The 15883-nt window shown below is 43.3% G+C and carries 9 protein-coding genes; 4 read left to right on the top strand and 5 right to left on the bottom strand.

The genetic code is table 11. The features are described from left to right. Positions 1 to 58 precede the first annotated feature (58 nt). From DYH63_RS10380 to DYH63_RS10390, 3 genes are all read left to right on the top strand, one after another. Entirely contained in the window at positions 59 to 1864 is a 1806-nt protein-coding gene (locus DYH63_RS10380; protein WP_116788737.1) for an acyl-CoA dehydrogenase FadE, read from the top strand. Between the two features lie 359 nt (positions 1865 to 2223). Continuing rightward, positions 2224 to 3480 carry a U32 family peptidase gene (locus DYH63_RS10385; protein ID WP_116788738.1) on the top strand — a complete coding sequence of 419 codons (1257 nt, stop codon included), beginning with the start codon at positions 2224 to 2226 and terminating at the stop codon, positions 3478 to 3480. Next, a complete protein-coding gene (locus tag DYH63_RS10390) occupies positions 3480 to 3707 on the top strand; it encodes a ferredoxin (RefSeq protein WP_116788739.1) in 228 nt (75 codons plus the stop codon). The genes DYH63_RS10385 and DYH63_RS10390 overlap by 1 nt, the downstream gene beginning before the upstream one ends. Before the next feature lie 269 nt (positions 3708 to 3976). Here DYH63_RS10390 and DYH63_RS10395 read toward each other — a convergent pair whose 3' ends face one another. Next, positions 3977 to 4138 (bottom strand): lmo0937 family membrane protein, encoded by a 162-nt coding sequence (locus tag DYH63_RS10395; RefSeq protein ID WP_116788740.1) that lies wholly within the window; start codon positions 4136 to 4138, stop codon positions 3977 to 3979. A 42-nt stretch (positions 4139 to 4180) separates the two neighbouring features. Then, entirely contained in the window at positions 4181 to 4783 is a 603-nt protein-coding gene (locus tag DYH63_RS10400; RefSeq protein WP_116788741.1) for a DUF4142 domain-containing protein, read from the bottom strand. Between the two features lie 172 nt (positions 4784 to 4955). Between DYH63_RS10400 and DYH63_RS10405 the strand changes: the two genes are divergently transcribed. Next, positions 4956 to 5390 carry a DUF1456 family protein gene (locus DYH63_RS10405; RefSeq protein ID WP_116788742.1) on the top strand — a complete coding sequence of 145 codons (435 nt, stop codon included), beginning with the start codon at positions 4956 to 4958 and terminating at the stop codon, positions 5388 to 5390. A gap of 39 nt (positions 5391 to 5429) precedes the next feature. On the opposite strand, the gene DYH63_RS10410 is transcribed toward DYH63_RS10405, so the two are convergent. The 3 genes from DYH63_RS10410 to DYH63_RS10420 all read right to left on the bottom strand — a co-directional run bounded on the left by DYH63_RS10410 (position 5430) and on the right by DYH63_RS10420 (position 15821). Then, complete coding sequence (locus tag DYH63_RS10410; protein ID WP_116788743.1) at positions 5430 to 5759, bottom strand: DMT family transporter; 330 nt, start codon at positions 5757 to 5759, stop codon at positions 5430 to 5432. Positions 5760 to 5834: 75 nt separating this feature from the next. Continuing rightward, entirely contained in the window at positions 5835 to 6398 is a 564-nt protein-coding gene (locus tag DYH63_RS10415) for a Crp/Fnr family transcriptional regulator (protein ID WP_116788744.1), read from the bottom strand. Positions 6399 to 6485: 87 nt separating this feature from the next. Continuing rightward, positions 6486 to 15821 carry a T9SS type A sorting domain-containing protein gene (locus DYH63_RS10420; RefSeq protein WP_116788745.1) on the bottom strand — a complete coding sequence of 3112 codons (9336 nt, stop codon included), beginning with the start codon at positions 15819 to 15821 and terminating at the stop codon, positions 6486 to 6488. Positions 15822 to 15883 lie beyond the last annotated feature (62 nt).

Genomic DNA, 15883 nt, shown 5'->3' on the forward strand with positions numbered 1-15883 from the left:
ATCATCTAAGGGTCTCTAAAAAATTTATAATTCATCATTTAAAATAAAAAATAAAGTCATGGCTGATACATTGGAAAAACAACTAGCCCGTGGTGGACAGTTCCTCGTTACAGAAACTAAAAGTGAGGACATTTTTACTCCTGAAGATTTTTCGGAGGAGCAACTGATGATGCGCGACTCGGTTAAAGAGTTCATAGACCGTGAGATATGGCCTAATAAAGACCGTTTTGAGAAGAAGGATTATGCCTTTACCGAAGAAAGCATGCGCAAAGCCGGAGAGCTTGGCTTTCTGGGTGTGGCTGTGCCCGAGGAGTATGGCGGACTGGGTATGGGCTTTGTAAGCACCATGCTGGTTTGCGATTACATCAGTGGGGCAACAGGCTCTTTTTCAACGGCTTTTGGTGCACATACCGGTATTGGTACTATGCCAATTACGCTTTACGGAACTGAAGAACAAAAACTTAAATACGTACCAAAACTTGCTTCGGGTGAGTGGTTTGGTGCCTACTGCCTTACTGAGCCGGGCGCAGGATCTGACGCTAACTCAGGGAAAACCAAAGCAGTACTAAGCGAAGACGGTACACATTATAAAATTACCGGGCAAAAAATGTGGATCTCAAATGCAGGTTTCTGCAGTGTGTTCATTGTATTTGCACGTATCGAAGACGACAAAAATATTACAGGCTTTATCGTTGAAAATGAACCCTCCAACGGTATAACACTTGGCGAGGAAGAGCACAAACTGGGCATCCGTGCCTCCTCTACCCGCCAGGTGTTTTTTAACGAAACTAAAGTACCTGTTGCCAATATGCTGAGCGAGCGTGGCAATGGTTTTAAAATAGCCATGAACGCCCTTAACGTAGGCCGTATAAAGCTTGCTGCTGCTTGTCTTGACGCGCAACGCCGCACCATTACCGGAGCTACTAAATATGCCACTGAGCGTGTACAGTTTAAAACCCCGATAGCCAGTTTTGGCGCCATCCGTGCTAAGCTTGCCGAAATGGCAACTAACTGTTATGCAGGTGAAAGTGCCGCTTACCGTGCTGCAAAAAACATCGAAGACCGTATTAGTGCCCGCGTAGCGAATGGCGAGAGCCACCAGGATGCCGAGCTTAAAGGTGTCGAGGAATTTGCCATTGAGTGTTCTATCCTTAAAGTAGCTGTAAGTGAGGATGTTCAGGGTTGTACAGACGAAGGTATCCAGATCTTTGGCGGTATGGGCTTTAGCGAAGATACCCCAATGGAAAGTGCCTGGAGGGATGCGCGCATTGCCCGTATTTATGAGGGAACCAATGAGATAAATCGCATGTTATCAGTAGGTATGCTTATCAAAAAAGCTATGAAAGGTCACGTTGATCTACTGGGCCCGGCCATGAAAGTAGCCGAAGAATTAATGGGCATACCATCATTCGACACACCCGATTACAGTGAGCTTTTTGCTGAAGAGAAGGAAATGATCGTGAAGCTTAAAAAAGCGTTCCTGATGGTAGCCGGAAGCGCCGTACAAAAATATGGCCCTGCCCTTGACGAACACCAGCAATTACTGATGGCGGCGTCTGATATCCTGATTGAAATTTATATGGCAGAGTCTACCATACTGCGTACAGAGAAACTTGCCAAAAACAAAGGTGCTGAGGCAGTTAAAGAACAAATAGCCATGGCACAACTGTACCTGTACCATGCGGTGGACCTTGTAAACACTAAAGGTAAAGAAGGTATTGCCTCTTTTGCCGAAGGCGACGAGCAGCGCATGATGCTGATGGGCCTTAAGCGTTTTACAAAATATAATAACTTACCAAATGTAGTTGCACTTCGTGAAACTATTGCATCAAAAATTGTGGCAGAAAATGCCTATCCATTTTAATATGTTTTGTTTTTAAGTTAAGTAGCCGCCCTGTTGATAACTTTCTTACAGGGCGGCTTTTTTATGCCTTTTTGTAAAGCACTATACATGATTTTCCACATTCTGTGTTTTTATTTCGCGTTTTTTTTCGAAGTGAGGCATTTCTGAAAAATCGACATTTTGATATTCAAACAATTAGACTTTTAGGCTGGCTGAAAATTGAAACTTAAAAAAATACTGCTAATTTACTATCCTGAAAGAACAGCTTCAGTACACTGCAATGCTCCCCTCCCACTCATTTCTCAAAAAAATTGAAACATGATTTTCGTCATGTTTTATGAAAAGCCAGCCTTATAATTTTGCCCGCAAAATTTTAGGGTATGACAAAAAATAATCTGATTGAACTTATGGCTCCGGCAGGCGACTTTGAGTCGTTGCAGGCGGCATTGGATAACGGCGCCGATTCGGTCTATTTTGGCGTGGAGCAACTCAACATGCGCGCACGTGCATCTATGAATTTTACGCTGGACGACCTTGTGGAAATTTCACGCCGTTGCAGCGAAAAAAATGTACGTAGTTACCTTACACTCAATACCATAATTTATGACCATGACCTCTCACTGATCAAAACGCTTTTAGACGCGGCAAAAGCGGCAGGCATTACTGCTGTTATTGCTATGGATCAGGCTGTTATTGCCTACGCACGGCAAATAAATTTTGAGGTACATATAAGCACCCAGATAAACGTTACCAACATAGAAACGGTAAAGTTTTATGCCCTTTTTGCCGACACCATTGTACTAAGCAGGGAGCTGAGCCTAAGCCAGGTAAAAAAAATAACTACCCAAATAGCTAAAGATGATGTACGGGGTCCGTCGGGTAATCTTGTAGAGATTGAAATCTTTGGGCATGGGGCGCTGTGCATGGCAGTTTCGGGCAAATGTTACCTGAGCCTGCATTCGCATAACTCATCGGCAAACCGTGGCGCGTGTAAGCAAAACTGCCGCAAAAAATATACAGTAACCGACCAGGAAAGTGGTTTTGAGATAGAGATTGACAACGAATACATGATGTCGCCAAAAGACCTGTGTACGCTCGATTTTCTGGACCAGATTATAGACTGTGGCGTAAAAGTATTAAAGCTGGAAGGCCGTGGCCGCGCCCCTGAATATGTTGCAACCGTTGTAAAGTGCTACCGCGAAGCTATTGATGCAGTGGCGTCAGGCACCTTTACAAAAGAAAAGGTTAATGTGTGGATGCAAACCCTTAGTACCGTGTACAACAGGGGCTTTTGGAGTGGTTATTACCTTGGGCAAAAACTGGGCGAATGGAGTACCGCAAATGGCAGTATGGCCACGCAAAGAAAGGTTTACATTGGCAAAGGCAGGCACTTTTTCCCGAAGGCAAATATTGGCGAATTTGTTATTGAAGCTTATGATGTTACAGTGGGCGATAAGATATTAATAACCGGCCCTACTACCGGGGCACAGGAAACTACCGTTAGCAGCCTTATGGCAAATGATACGGTTACAGAGCGTGCCACTAAAGGAGACAACATTACGCTGCCTCTGGATTTCAGGATACGCCCCGGAGATAAGCTGTACAAGCTGGTAAGAACTGAATATGCTAGCAACTGATGCTTACCATAACCCTGCAACGCGCCAAGTGCATTGGCTGTAACTACTGTGCAGACCTGGCTCCCGAAAAGTTTGTGATGAGCCGGAAAGATGGCAAATCGGTACTGCTGCATTCTGTAGAAAAGAAAGGTTTTTTTACCCTGAAAGAGGCTGATATGACGCAAACAGCATCTTGCGAAAATGCCGCTAAGGCCTGCCCGGTAAAAATTATAACCATCCGATTTTAAACGCTTATATTTCGCACAAGTAGTTTATAAATTTTATACATCAAAAACCTGTATTAGGAAGAGCATGAAGCTTTGTATGTTCTCAGTATGTCATTAAACTTATAATAAACGAAAATACATAATAGCCTGAATATTTTTTTCTCGCAAAGGCATAAAGCCGCAAAGCTTTGCGGCTTTGCGCCTTAGCGAGAAATATTTAAAACAAAAAAACGCCGTTACGGTTATTAAAACCGAACGGCGTTCTCATAGTTGCCAAAGTGGCTGATGAATTAAAGTGGCCTTCTCCTGCCGCTAATCAGGTTAAACAAGATCATAATGACTGCAACCACAAGCAGCAGGTGGATAAGGCTTCCGGCTACATGAAAAGCAAAGCTTCCCATTGCCCAGCCAATTATCAGTAGTATGGCAATTATATACAGTAAACTTCTCATAGCGTTTATATTTTAGGTTATAGATAAGGTTATTCAGGTTTATTATTTGGCAGCATCTACCTTAGCCTGAAGCGTTTTTGCCTGGTCAAGGTGGCTTCTAAGGTTAGGCAGCATTTTTGCGGCCCATGCCTTGATATCCGGGTCTTTAGCGTTTTCAGCTGCTTTTTCTATCTTGCTTATTGCTTTCTCATGGCCGTCTACCATAGCATCGGCATACGCTTTATCAAAGTCATGCCCTGTTTTATCATTAAGGCTTTTAAAGTCATCGTTACCATCTTCAGTAAGTGTTTGCGGTATCGTAATACTTTTAGCAGCAGCAGCAGCTTTCAGCTCATCAAAAGATTTTGCATGCATCTCTGCCATCATTTTACCAAAAGCTTTAGTTTCTGCATGAACACCTTTAGTTTGTGCCAGTTTACCAAGCTCAATCTCCTTAAGGTCTGTGTCAGCAGCAAATACCAGGTATTCAGAATCGTCTTCCAGACTGTCTTTAGCTGTATCGTCAAACGTTTGTTCGTTGGCTTCTTCAGCGGCTTCTTTACTGTCTTCTGCTTTAGGTTCCTGCTTGCACGAAGTTGCTCCTAATGAAAGGGTAACTACAGCGGCTCCAAGAAACAGTTTGCTAAATAATGAGGTCTTTTTCATGATAGGTTATTTTTGTGTTTTTGTATAATGCTAAATTACTTTGTTAAAATACACCGTGCTGTTAGCAATATCACAATAAGTGTTAGGGTAATGCTAAATGTTTTCAAATCAGGCATACGCATTTTGTAGCTGTATCTTCCGGCAAAAAGATTACCTTTGCAAAAAACATGAAATGAATAACAACGATGTATTTAAAAAGCTGCGCGTGGCGCTGCAACTGCGCGACGACCAGATCGTAGAAATCCTTGAGCTTGTAGACTTCCGTATTTCTAAGGCAGAGCTTGGGGCTTTCTTTCGCAATACAGACCACCCTAACTATATGGAGTGTGGCGACCAGGTATTACGCAATTTTTTAAATGCACTTATCATTCACCTGCGCGGTACTAAAGAAGCGCCTAAAAATCCGCAGGACGTTATTAATACTAATAGAGAAGCCGTAAAAACTGCGCCGAGGCTTCAGGATGCCGATAACGCACCTCGTGCAAGTAAAGCCCCTGCAAAAAAGCCTGCACCTAAAAAGCAAAAAGGCCCTTTTGCCAAACCTAAAAAACCAGAACCTGTAGTTGAAAGGGTAAAATTCAACAACGGTAAAAATAAAAAAGGATAAGCGCAAGCTTATCCTTTTTGGTTATTATAATAAATACATTTAGTGCGTTGACACCACTTTTAAGCCAATAATAGAAGCTATTAGTGTGCTAATAAAAAACATGCGTAAAAACGTGGCGGGTTCTTTAAAAACAAAGATACCTACCAATACTGTACCCACTGCCCCTATTCCTGTCCATACTGCATAAGCGGTACCTAAAGGAAGTGTTTGCGTAGCTTTTAGCAAAAGTCCCATACTTAAAAAAAGGCATGCTATAAAGCCGGTGTACCAAAGGTATGATTCTGTTCCTGTTGTTTCTTTTCCTTTACCCAGGCAAAGTGTAAACCCTACTTCAAAAAGCCCGCCAATAATCAATAGTATCCAATTCATAATTTTGTTCTGTTTTATGAGGCAAAGCTATGGATTGCCATTGGGAACAAATTTTGCAAATGGTAAAAAATATGGTTATTTTATCTCTGCCCTAATACGGCTAAGGCTTGCCTGTGTAATACCGAGATATGATGCAATATGTCCTAATTGTACACGTTGTATAAGGTGGGGATACATGGTAATTATTTCATTATAGCGTTCTAAAGCCGTACGAAATTGCCTGCTTATAAGCCTTTCTTCCACTTTGAGCAATTCAACTTCGGCAAACTTCCTGCCCCAGTTTGCAATGTGAATGTCCTGATAATACAATTTCCTGATGCTTTCAACTTCCATCCTATATAACTCACAGTCCTCTAAAAGCTCTATACTCTCATATCCTTTTTCGTCGGCAACAAAGCTTTTCATTGATATTACTGTATCGCCTTCTTTGCCAAACCAAAATGTTACCTGGTTATCTCCCCTCTCAGAATATGCCCTAACGATACCTGACTTTATAAAATAAATAGACTTCTCTACGGTATCTGCATGTATAATAACGTGCCCTTTGGGTAAGGAAACTTCATGCAGGTGCTCCTTTAAAGCCTGTTTAGAAGCAGGCGGAATCAAGTAGATGCCATCAAGAATTTCATCAAAGTCCATTGTGTTTGCATATTTGGTATACTGCAAAACTAAAACAAAAAAGCCGGACATTACTGTCCGGCTTATATAAGATGCTATTGACTATACTTAGTCTTTTACAAATTTTTGTACATACTTGTTGTCTGTAGTTTGTATCTCTACAAAATAAACACCGGCCTCTAATATCCTCACGTCAATTTTATTGTCTGCGAAGTTAGTAACCGATATTGTTTTACCAAAAAGGTCAACAATTTTAACTGCTTTAATTACCTCATCTGTTTTTATGTTAAGCACTGTAGTTGCAGGGCTTGGATAAATGACAAGGTTATTTTTTACAATTGGGTTTTTAATGCTTAGTGTGCTAATGGTTACACATTCGCTTACTGCATTACAACCATTAAACTCAATCATTACAGCATACTGTCCGTTTGCGGTAGCAGTATAGCTTTGATCTGTAGCTCCTTCTATTACTGCATTTCCGTTAGCACAATCTACCCACTGGTAAGTAGCACCTTGCTGGATTGCTGTAATGGTCTCTGCGTTTAAAGATGTAGTTGCATCAAGTGTATTTACCTCTATGGTAAGCGTAGCTGTAGCAGCACACTGGTTTGCATCCGGTGTAAAGGTATACGTCGTAGTCGCTGTGTTATTAAGCTCAGGCGACCATGTACCTGTTATACCATTAGTAGATGTTACAGGCAGTGCTTCAAGCGTAGCGCCTGAACATACAGGATCTACCACAGCAAACTCTGGTGTCGTAGCAGGAGTAACCTCTATGGTAAGCGTAGCTGTAGCAGCACACTGGTTTGCATCTGGTGTAAAGGTATAAGTAGTCGTAGCTGTATTATTCAGCTCCGGAGACCATGTACCTGTAACACCGTTTACAGACGTTGTAGGCAATGCAGCAAGTACAGTACCAGAACATATAGCATCTACAGTTGTAAATACCGGTTCTACAACAGGGTTAACCACTATGGTTAATGTAACGGTATCTGCACAGTTACTCTCTGGTGTAAAGGTATAGGTAGTGGTTGCTGTATTATTAAGCGCCGGAGACCATGTACCAGTAATACCATTTGTAGATGTTGTAGGTAATGCTGCAAGTGTAGCACCTGAACATATTGGTGCAACTGCTGCAAATGTTGGTGTTCCTACAGGGTTAACTGTAATAGTTAACGTAGCTGTAGTAGCACACTGGCCTGTTGCAGGTGTAAAGGTATAGGTAGTAGTCGCTGTGTTGTTAAGCGCCGGAGACCATGTACCCGTAACTCCATTTGTAGATGTTGTAGGCAACGCTGCAAGTGTAGCACCAGAACATATAGGAGCAACAACAGCAAATGCAGGAACTGTAGCAGGTGTAACTTCTATAGTAAGTGTAACTGTAGTAGCACACTGGCCTGTTGCAGGTGTAAAGGTATAGGTAGTAGTCGCTGTATTGTTAAGCGCCGGAGACCATGTACCCGTAACTCCGTTTGTAGACGTTGTTGGCAACGCTGCAAGTGTAGTACCAGAGCATATAGGAGCAACAACAGCAAATGCAGGAACTACTACAGGGTTAACTGTAATGGTTAGCGTAGTTGTAGCAGCACACTGGCCTGTTGCAGGTGTAAAGGTATAAGTAGTAGTCGCTGTATTATTAAGCGCAGGAGACCATGTACCTGTAACACCGTTTGTAGACGTTGTTGGCAACGCTGCAAGTGTAGCACCAGAACATATAGGAGCAACTGCTGCAAATGCAGGAACTACTATTGGGTTAACCGTAATAGTTAACGTAGCTGTAGTAGCGCACTGTCCTGTTGCAGGCGTAAAGGTATAGGTAGTAGTCGCGGTGTTATTAAGCGCCGGAGACCATGTACCTGTAACACCATTTGTAGATGTTGTTGGCAACGCAGCAAGTGTAGCACCAGAACATATTGGGGCAACGACAGCAAATGCAGGAACTGTAGGCGCGTTAACAGTAATGGTTAACGTAGCCGTAGCAGCACATTGTCCTGCCGATGGCGTAAAGGTATAGGTAGTAGTCGCTGTGTTATTAAGTGCCGGAGACCATGTACCTGTAACACCGTTTGTAGATGTTGTTGGTAATGCAACAAGTGTAGCACCAGAACATATAGGAGCAACAGCTGTAAATGTTGGCGCTACTATCGGGTTAACCGTAATGGTTAGCGTAGTTGTTACCGCACACTGCCCTGTTGCAGGTGTAAAGGTATAGGTAGTAGTCGCTGTATTATTAAGCGCAGGAGACCAAGTACCCGTAACACCGTTTGTAGACGTTGTTGGTAATGCTGCAAGTGTAGCACCAGAACATATAGGAGCAACAACAGCAAATGCAGGAACTACTATTGGGTTAACCGTAATAGTTAACGTAGCTGTAGTAGCACACTGGCCTGTTGCAGGTGTAAAGGTGTAGGTAGTAGTAGCTGTATTATTTAGCGCCGGAGACCATGTACCTGTAACACCGTTTGTAGATGTTGTAGGTAACGCTGCAAGTGTAGCACCAGAACATATTGGTGCAACTGCTGCAAATGCAGGTACTGTTGGTGCATTAACCGTAATGGTTAGTGTAGCCGTAGTAGCGCACTGTCCTGTTGCAGGCGTAAAGGTATAGGTTGTAGTCGCTGTATTATTAAGCGCAGGAGACCATGTACCTGTAACACCGTTTGTAGATGTTGTAGGCAATGCCGCAAGCGTAGTACCAGAACATATAGGCGCAACTGCTGCAAATGCAGGAACTGTACCCGGTGTAATAGTAACGTTTACGTTTACTCTTGGGCTTTCGCAGCCATTTACGGTTTGCGTTGCATAGTATGTACCGGTAGCTAGTGTAGCTGTAGCTGCCAGGGCAGTTCCGCCTGTAGCGTTAGCATACCATTTAACAGCAGTACCTGTAGCAACAAGGTTAGCTACTGTAGCGCTTCCGCAGAAGATTTGTGCAGCCGCCGTTGGAGCAAGAGGGCCGGCCGGAGCAGCATTAACTGTTACAGTTGCTGTAGACGTACATCCTCCTGCACTCTTAACAGTTACCTGGTACGTACCCGGAAGTACATTTGATAATACCGCTGAATCCTGGAAGTTTGTTCCGTCGATGCTATAAGTAAATCCTGTAGGTGCTGTAACAGTTACAGTACCCAGAGGTGCAGCACAAGTAGGCTGCGTAACCGAAACTACCGGAGTAGCCGGAACTTGCGGCGCTGCGTTAATTGTAACCGGAGTTACAGCAGATATACATCCCGCTGCATTTTTAACCGTTACACTATAAGTACCTGCTACAACTGTAGCAAAAATAGCAGATGCCTGATAAGCCGTACCATTAATACTGTATGTTAATCCTGTACCTAATGGTGCAGTAACCACAATATTTCCGGTAGATGTAGTACAATCAGGCTGTGTAACTGTAACAAGAGGCGTAGCCGGTACTTCTACAGCAGCGTTGATAGTAACCGAAGTTACAGCCGATGTACATCCCGCAGCATTTTTAGCCGTTACGTTATAAGTACCTGCTGCAAGTGCAGTAAAGGTAGACGATGCCTGGTAGGTTGTACCATTAACACTAAAGGTTAATCCGCTACCTGTTGGCGATGTTACTACAATTGTTCCTGTAGCAACCGCACAAGACGGCTGTGTAGTTGTTACTACCGGAGCAGTTGGCGTTGCAGGAGCAGCGTTTATAGTAACCGAAGTTACAGCCGAGATACATCCTGCAGCATTTTTAGCCGTTACATTATAAGTACCTGCTGCAAGAGCAGTAAATGTAGACGATGTCTGATAATTTGTCCCATCAACACTGAACGTTAATCCTGTACCTGTTGGTGCAGTAACTACAATAGTACCTGTAGCAACTGAACAAGTAGGTTGTGTAGTTGTTACAACCGGTGTTTCAGGTGTTGCAGGAGCTGCGTTTATTGTAACCGAAGTTACGGCCGATGTACATCCCGCAGCGTTTTTAGCAGTTACATTATAAGTACCTGCTGCAAGTGCAGTAAATGTAGCTGATGCCTGATAGATTGTACCATTAACACTAAAGGTTAATCCGGTACCTGTTGGCGATGTTACTACAATTGTTCCTGTAGCAACCGCACAAGATGGCTGAGTAATTGTTACTACCGGAGCCGTAGGCGTTGCAGGAGCAGCGTTGATTGTAACCGAAGTTACAACCGAGATACATCCCGCTGCGTTTTTAGCGGTTACACTGTAAGTACCTGCTGCAAGGCTGCCAAATGTAGCCGATGCCTGATACGTTGTACCATTAACACTATAAGTAAGTCCTGTACCTGTTGGTGCAGTAACTGCAATAGTACCTGTAGCAACTGCACAAGTAGGTTGTGTAGTTGTTACAACCGGAGTTGATGGAGTTGCAGGTGCAGCATTGATAGTAACCGAAGTTACGGCAGAGATACATCCCGCAGCATTTTTAGCCGTTACATTATAAGTACCTGCTGCAAGTGCAGTAAAGGTAGCTGATGCCTGATAGGCCGTACCATTAACACTATAAGTAAGTCCTGTACCTGTTGGCGATGTTACTACAATTGTTCCTGTAGCAACCGCACAAGATGGCTGAGTAATTGTTACTACCGGAGCCGTTGGCGTTGCAGGAGCAGCGTTGATTGTAACCGAAGTTACAGCCGATGTACATCCTGTAGCATTCTTAGCAGTTACACTGTAAGTACCTGCTGCAAGGTTTCCAAATGTAGCCGATGCCTGATACGTAGTACCATTTACACTATAAGTAAGTCCTGTACCTGTTGGTGCAGTAACTACAATAGTACCTGTAGCAACTGAACAAGTAGGTTGTGTAGTTGTTACAACCGGTGTTGCAGGTGTTGCAGGGGCAGCATTGATGGTAACCGAAGCAGCCCATGATATACATCCTGCCGAGTTTTTAGCAGTTACGCTATAAGTACCTACCGCAACATTGCTAAATGTATTTGATGTTTGGTAAGTAGTACCATTAATACTAAAAGTTAAATCTGTACCTGTTGGCGTGTTAACAACCATAGATCCTGTGCTCACAGCACATGTTGGCTGTGTAGCTGTAACTGTTGGCCTTGCCGGTGCAGATGGTGCAGGATTAACTATAGCTGAATTTATTGTAGATATACAGCCTGCTGCATTTTTAGCAGTAACACTATATGTTCCCGGCCCAACATTTGCAAAAGTAGCCGATGCCTGGTAGGTAGTACCGTTAATGCTATAGGTAAGTCCTGTACCTGTTGGTGCAGTAACTACAATAGTTCCTGTAGCAGATGCACAGTTTGGCTGTGTAATTGTTACAACCGGAGTCTGAGGAGCAGCATTAACCGTTACCGTAACCGGAACCCTTGCACTCTCGCAATTGTTAACTGTTTGGGTAGCGTAATATGTTCCTGATGATGTTATGGCTGTAGTAGCTGCAAGAGCTGATCCGCCATTTGCTGTATTATACCATTTTATGTTACTACCTGTAGCAACAAGGTTAGCAACTGTAGCGCTTCCGCAGAAGTTTTGAGCCGCAGCTGTAGGTAATGCCGTTGCATTAACAGTTATAGAAACCGCATTTCTTGCACTTTCGCAACCATTTACAGTTTGAGATACAAAGTATGTGCCCGTAGTAACCGCTGCTGTTGGAGCAAGAGCAGTTCCGCCTGTAAATACGTTATACCATTTAATGTTAGTACCTGTAGCAACAAGGTTAGCCACTGTGGCGCTTCCACAAAGTAAAAGGTCTGAAGCGTTAGGTATTTGCGTTGTAGTAATTGTTACATAAGCCTGTGCTTTATTACTTTCACAACCGTTTAGTGTTTGTGTTACAAAATAAGTACCTGTAACAAGAAGCGTGTTAGATGGTAGTGGGTTGCCATTATCATCGTTATACCATTTAAGAGCAGTACCTGTAGCAACAAGGTTAGCCACGGTAGCGCCATTACATAAGGTTTGGTTTGTAACAGTAGCATATTGTGTACGGTTTACTGTTACCGCAACCGCTGTACGGCTACTCTCACAACCGTTAACAGTTTGCGATACATAGTAAGTACGGGTTGTTAGGTCTGTAAACGGATCAAGAGCAGAACCTCCTGTAGCAGCAAGATACCATTTTAGATTAGTACCTGTAGCAACAATATCTATTAATGAATTATCTCCACAAAATGTTTGTGCAGATGCCGTAGGCGCTATAGTAGATCCTAATGTTACAACCACCGCAGTACGTGGGCTCTCGCAACCACTAACGGTTTGCGATGCGTAGTAAGTACGTGCTGTAAGGGCTGTAGTTGCAACAAGCGCTGTTCCGCCCGTAGTTGCTGTATACCATTTTATGTTAGTACCATTAGCAACAAGGTTAGCTACTGTAGCACTACCACAAAAGTTTTGTGTAGCAGCAGCTGTAGGAGCGTTTGTAGATGAACCTATGATTATATAAGCCTGAGCTTTGTTACTCTCACAACCATTTACGGTTTGTGTTACATAATAAGTACCTGTAGCAAGAAGCGTATTAGCTGGTAATGGGTTACCATTATCATCATTATACCATTTAATAGCAGTACCAGTAGCTACAAGGTTAGCCACGGTAGCACCACTACAAAGGGTTTGGTTTGTAGTATTCGCATACTCTGTACGATTTGCAGTTATTGCAACTGCTCTACGGGTACTTTCGCATCCGTTAACCGTTTGCGACACATAGTAAGTACGGGTAGTTAATTCAGTATAAGGGTCAAGGTAAGAACCTCCGTTAGCATCAAGATACCACTTAAGGTTACTACCGTTAGCTACAATATCTATTATGTATTTATCTCCACAAAATGTTTGGGCAACTGCTGTAGGAGCTGCTACCGCAGATCCGCTAACCGTTACATAAATTACATTCCTGGCACTTTCGCAGCCATTGATTGTTTGTGTTGGGAAATAATATCCTGTAACAAGTGGCGTGGTTGGTGCAAGCGGGCTTCCGCCAAAGTCAACATTATACCATTTGATGTTAGTACCTGTAGCTACAAGGTTAGCTACAGTACCGCTTCCGCAAATCTGTACATCTGATGATTCCGGCATTACAGTATTATTTACCGTCACTAAAATTCCGGCACGGCTACTCTCACAACCGTTTACCGTTTGCGTTGCATAGTAAACACCAGAAACTAATGCTGTATTTGATGTTACAGCAGTTCCGCCTGTTGCAGCGCGATACCATCTGATATTGACGCCGCTTGCTACAAGATTAGCAACTGTTGCACTACCACAAAAACTTTGTGCAGAAACTACAGGTGCAACTGTAGCAGATCCGCTTACGGTTACATATACTACATTTCTCTGGCTTTCGCAGCCATTAATTGTTTGTGTTGCAAAATAGTATCCTGTAACAAGTGGCGTGGTCGAAGCAAGTGGGCTTCCTCCAAAGTCAACATTATACCATTTAATGTTAGTACCGGTAGCTACAAGGTTAGCTACAGTACCACCTCCACAAATCTGAAGATCAGATGCGGTAGGAACTGCCACAGCATTTACTATTACGGTAACCGATGTACGGCTACTCTCACAATTGTTTACCGTTTGAGATACATAATAGGTACCTGTGCTTACTGCTGCATTTGACGTTAAAGCCGTAGAAGCCGTAGCTGACGCATACCATTTTAAGTTAATACCACTTGCAACAAGGTTTGCTACTGTAGTAGTACCACAAAAGTTTTGCGCAGTAGCTATAGGAGCAACGGTGTTGCACGAACTACACCTGATATATCTTGACCTGTTAACATTTTCATTACCGCAATTTCCATTAGCATGAATAAAATAACGGATGTTACCAGATACGTTGCCAGAACTCCATGTTACCGGTCCTGTTCCTGAAGCGTATACAATGTTACCCGCAGCATTAGTAATGGTAATAAAGTCTGTAGCAACAGAAGTGCTAAATACATATTGCCTTCCGGCAGTAACGTTTACATAACTAAGTTCTCCGGCATAGGCATTTGTAACAATAGTTTCGTTAGCGCCTGTGCATGAAGGGGTAAAAGCAGTATCGGGATAAACACCGTAACTTGCAGAATTACATATTAGCGAAGGGTTTGTAGTAAAACTTCCGCCTGCAATCCAGGGTCCCACCTGGGTATCACAAACCGACCTTACAAATATGTAATATGTTGTACTTGGTGGTAAATCATTTATTATTACTCCCGCAGATGTAAGGATACCACCTTCTTCGGTAGCATCGTCATAAGGAAGCCTGCTGTTGTAGCTAAGCTCGTACTGATAGCCCAAAGGTGCTGGTGAACCTGTTGCCCACCTGACTGTAGCCGAACTTGAAGTAATGTCGCTAAACGTAAAATTTGATGGTGAGCCACAGTTAACTGAAGCACACTGTACAAACCTGGTTCTTGACACAGCTGCTGTACCACAAGATAAACCAGTATGCGTATAGAAACGCACAGTACCATTATACGTGCCTGAGCTCCAAACAAGTGGTGTATAACCAGAGGCAATTGTTACACCGTTAGCGTTTGTTATGGTCAAAAGATCTGTAGTTACACTACTGGTAAAAGTATATCTCTTGTTTGCCGTAATATTAACACCACTATATTCGCCCGCATAACCACTTGTTGTAATGCTCTCAGGCGAACCTGTGCACTGGGGTGTATAAGGGTTTGAAGGAAACTGCCCATAAGTTCCGGCAGTACAGCCCGTAGCAGGGCTTGTTGTAAACTCAAGCGCAGCCCATGGGCTGTTACCGTTGCTACAAATAGTCCTTACCCATACATAGTAACGGGTAGACTCTGTAAAACCGGTTGATGTGCTTGAATTTGTAGTTGTTGTAATTGTACCATTTGGGTAAGTATCATCAGGAGATAGGCCGTTTAGCTCAGTAAAAACTAACTGATATCCCTGAACGTTACCTCCAACTGGGTTCCATGTAAACGTAGCTGAATGCGGGCCAACATTGGTCGCGCTAAAGTTGAATGGTGTACTACATCCTCCCGCACTCGATGTAATGTACCTGGTACGGCTTACGTTTTCGGTTCCGCAAGACGAGTTTGTGTTAAGGTAATAGTTTATATTACCATTGTAGTTGCTGTTTGTCCAGCTAAGAGGCGTAAAACCTGAAGCAAGTACAGTACCCGTAGGAGTAGCTATGGTAATGTAATCTGCTCTTGAGCTCGAAAAAACATACGATCTTCCGGCAGCAACAGCCACTACCGAAAACTCTCCTGCGTAAGCAGAGGCGGTAATGGTTTCTAAACTCCCGGTATCAGTTGGTATGTATACACCGCTGGGATATTGACCATACTGCGCCGTAGTACATGCCGCAGGTTGTGCCGCCGGAGTTGCCGTCCGGTTTGCTAAAGATGCTGACGGATCTGGCGGAATGGCCTTAAAAAGACCTGAACCACTAATCCTACTGGGGCCATTGTTATGGCGTTCTAAATTTTGGGCACTCGCGAGTACCCCAAAAAAGAGAAGTAATAGAAGTAACTTTTGTTTCATATATGGTAGTTAATTATTCAAAAAAAATAATTCCACCCATAAAAACCAGACACAATTTCTCC

This window comes from Flavobacterium psychrotrophum, from assembly GCF_003403075.1.
GTDB classification, from domain to species: domain Bacteria; phylum Bacteroidota; class Bacteroidia; order Flavobacteriales; family Flavobacteriaceae; genus Flavobacterium; species Flavobacterium psychrotrophum.

What these genes read in the sequence shown, in the direction of transcription:
- DYH63_RS10405 (WP_116788742.1), top strand. Translation starts at nt 4,956, where the DNA reads ATGAATAACAACGATGTATTTAAAAAGCTGCGCGTGGCGCTGCAACTG.
- DYH63_RS10380 (WP_116788737.1), top strand. Translation starts at nt 59, where the DNA reads ATGGCTGATACATTGGAAAAACAACTAGCCCGTGGTGGACAGTTCCTC.
- DYH63_RS10420 (WP_116788745.1), bottom strand. Translation starts at nt 15,821, where the DNA reads ATGAAACAAAAGTTACTTCTATTACTTCTCTTTTTTGGGGTACTCGCG.
- DYH63_RS10385 (WP_116788738.1), top strand. Translation starts at nt 2,224, where the DNA reads ATGACAAAAAATAATCTGATTGAACTTATGGCTCCGGCAGGCGACTTT.
- DYH63_RS10390 (WP_116788739.1), top strand. Translation starts at nt 3,480, where the DNA reads ATGCTTACCATAACCCTGCAACGCGCCAAGTGCATTGGCTGTAACTAC.
- DYH63_RS10410 (WP_116788743.1), bottom strand. Translation starts at nt 5,759, where the DNA reads ATGAATTGGATACTATTGATTATTGGCGGGCTTTTTGAAGTAGGGTTT.
- DYH63_RS10395 (WP_116788740.1), bottom strand. Translation starts at nt 4,138, where the DNA reads ATGAGAAGTTTACTGTATATAATTGCCATACTACTGATAATTGGCTGG.
- DYH63_RS10415 (WP_116788744.1), bottom strand. Translation starts at nt 6,398, where the DNA reads ATGGACTTTGATGAAATTCTTGATGGCATCTACTTGATTCCGCCTGCT.
- DYH63_RS10400 (WP_116788741.1), bottom strand. Translation starts at nt 4,783, where the DNA reads ATGAAAAAGACCTCATTATTTAGCAAACTGTTTCTTGGAGCCGCTGTA.